Source organism: Colwellia sp., assembly GCF_013215345.1.
GTDB lineage: Bacteria > Pseudomonadota > Gammaproteobacteria > Enterobacterales > Alteromonadaceae > Colwellia.
This window is the reverse complement of sequence record NZ_JABSOV010000250.1, coordinates 1-1,998: the sequence shown is the minus strand read 5'-3', so window position 1 is coordinate 1,998 and position 1,998 is coordinate 1. Positions and strand designations below refer to the sequence as shown.

Sequence of the window (1,998 nt, the reverse complement as noted above, 5' to 3'; positions counted from 1 at the left end):
TGACTACTTTGTTGGCGTAGCGCTTTAATAGCTGCCATCTGCTCAACACCTTGGCAAAGCATTAAGATGTCTTTAGAGAAGTGCTCTTTAACATACTCAATAGCAATAATATCATGGTCTAATAATGGTGAGATAAACGCCGCGACTAACGAGTCGGCATCAAGGTTTAAACCACTTAATATTTCCACCATTTCCATGCTTTTATTTAGCAACTGAAATTTTTCAGCACTTTCATGCTGATAACAATTAGAAACATGCAGCCATAAAGCAGATAAAGCATTGGCTTTGACATCGGTTAACACTAAGTTGGTTAGCCATTGTTCAAAGCTTTGCTCTGCTATTTGATGTGATTTACGCACGGAAACCATGGCTATTCCTTTCTCTTTGATAAGTTAGCTTGATGTTAGCTAATACATGATTGAATAATGTTAAATACTATAGGGTAAACAATACCATAGTCTCAACATGCTTTGTTTGTGCAAACATGTCCATAAGAGATATTTTCTCAAGTTTATAACCCTGAGTAATAAGTATTGCACTATCTCTAGCTAAAGTTGCAGGATCACAACTGACATATAAAACACTAGGTATATGTAGTTTAGCTATTTGGCTAACGGCTTGCTCTGCTCCTGCTCTTGCCGGATCAAGTAACACCTTATCAAACACCTGATCTTTAGCCCAAGAATCCAAAAGCCAACTACTGTTTAAATCGGCCTGATAGAACTGGCAATTATCAAGACCATTGACTAGGGCATTATGACTGGCTTTTTCAACCATCACTTGCACACCTTCAACACCTACGACCAGTTTTGCTTGTTTTGCCAGTGCTAAACTAAAATTTCCCAAACCACAAAATAAATCTAAAACATTATCGCTAGCTGAAAGGTTTAACCAGGCTAAGGCTTGGCTAATCATGGCATTATTAACTTGATGGTTGATTTGAATAAAATCACTACTAGCAAAATAAATTTTACTTTTATCTGCTAATGCATATGAAAGTACAGCAGAATGTTCGTCTTTGGTACTTACCAACGGCAGTTGCTTATTACCATCATCAATAATGACCTGCCAGCGATATTTCCGAGCATAAGATTGCCAAAGCTCGATGTCAGTTTCATTCATAGATTTTAGTTGACGAATAACTAGTACAACGTGATTATCTTTTTGTCTTTGCTCTGCCAGGATTGTCTCAACAATATCAGCTTGAATTACTTCTATATGACCTATGGCAGATTGTACGGTGAGTTGTGCCAGTAGTTTTTTTAGTAAGGGGAAAATGACATTAAGAGGTTCGACCAAAACCGGACATGATTTGATTGCGGCTAATTGATTAGTGGCTTTTTGTCTAAAACCAATAGTTGCGTGAGATTTTTTGTCAAACTGGACCCCGATGCGGGCTTTGCGACGATAATGCCAAGGGCTACTTTTTATCGGTGCTTGCCAAGGTAGGTCTTTGCCTTCAAATTTTTTCGCTATACTTTGAGTGCTAAAAAAGCGTGAAAAGAGATCGCTAACTTTATTTTGTTTGAAAATCAATTGCTCGTCTATAGCAAGCATTTGTAGATCACAACCGCCACAAACACCAAAGTGCTGACACAGAGGCTCAACCCTATTATCACTTTGTTTGGTAATAGAAATAAGTTTGGCACGAGCATATTTACTTTTTTGCTCGATAATTTTCACCTCGACGACTTCATGAGGTAAAGCACCGGCTATAAAAACAGGTTTATTTTGCCAGCGGCCAACACCGACACCATTAATATCTAGTTTTTCAACACTAACGGTCAATCGCTGATTGCACGTTTTTTCTTTGATTTTTGCTTTAAAAAAATTTGCCATTTTCACCCTAGAACTAACGCTAACTTTATTAACTAATATCTATTTCAGAAGTAGCTTAGCTATCTATACCCAAGCCACCTCAAGATGCTGGATTCAGCTAGAATTAGAAACGTCTTTAGGCAAGCCATTGATTGAAGAGAATGATTACTCCCTTTTCGA

Annotated in this window: 3 protein-coding genes; 1 reads left to right on the top strand and 2 read right to left on the bottom strand. The window is 37.7% G+C overall.

Annotated features, from left to right (window positions below; genetic code table 11):
• On the bottom strand, positions 1–368 hold a 368-nt coding region (locus tag HRT50_RS18745), incomplete at its 3' end, for an HD domain-containing protein (protein ID WP_291617361.1).
• Between the two features lie 67 nt (positions 369–435).
• Positions 436–1,788: a 23S rRNA (uracil(1939)-C(5))-methyltransferase RlmD gene (gene rlmD / locus HRT50_RS18740; RefSeq protein ID WP_291617359.1), complete on the bottom strand. Its 1,353-nt coding sequence runs from the start codon at positions 1,786–1,788 to the stop codon at positions 436–438.
• A gap of 7 nt (positions 1,789–1,795) precedes the next feature.
• Between rlmD and HRT50_RS18735 the strand changes: the two genes are divergently transcribed.
• Positions 1,796–1,998, top strand: a 203-nt coding sequence (locus tag HRT50_RS18735; protein ID WP_291617356.1) for a hypothetical protein, incomplete at its 3' end; no start/stop codon positions are given.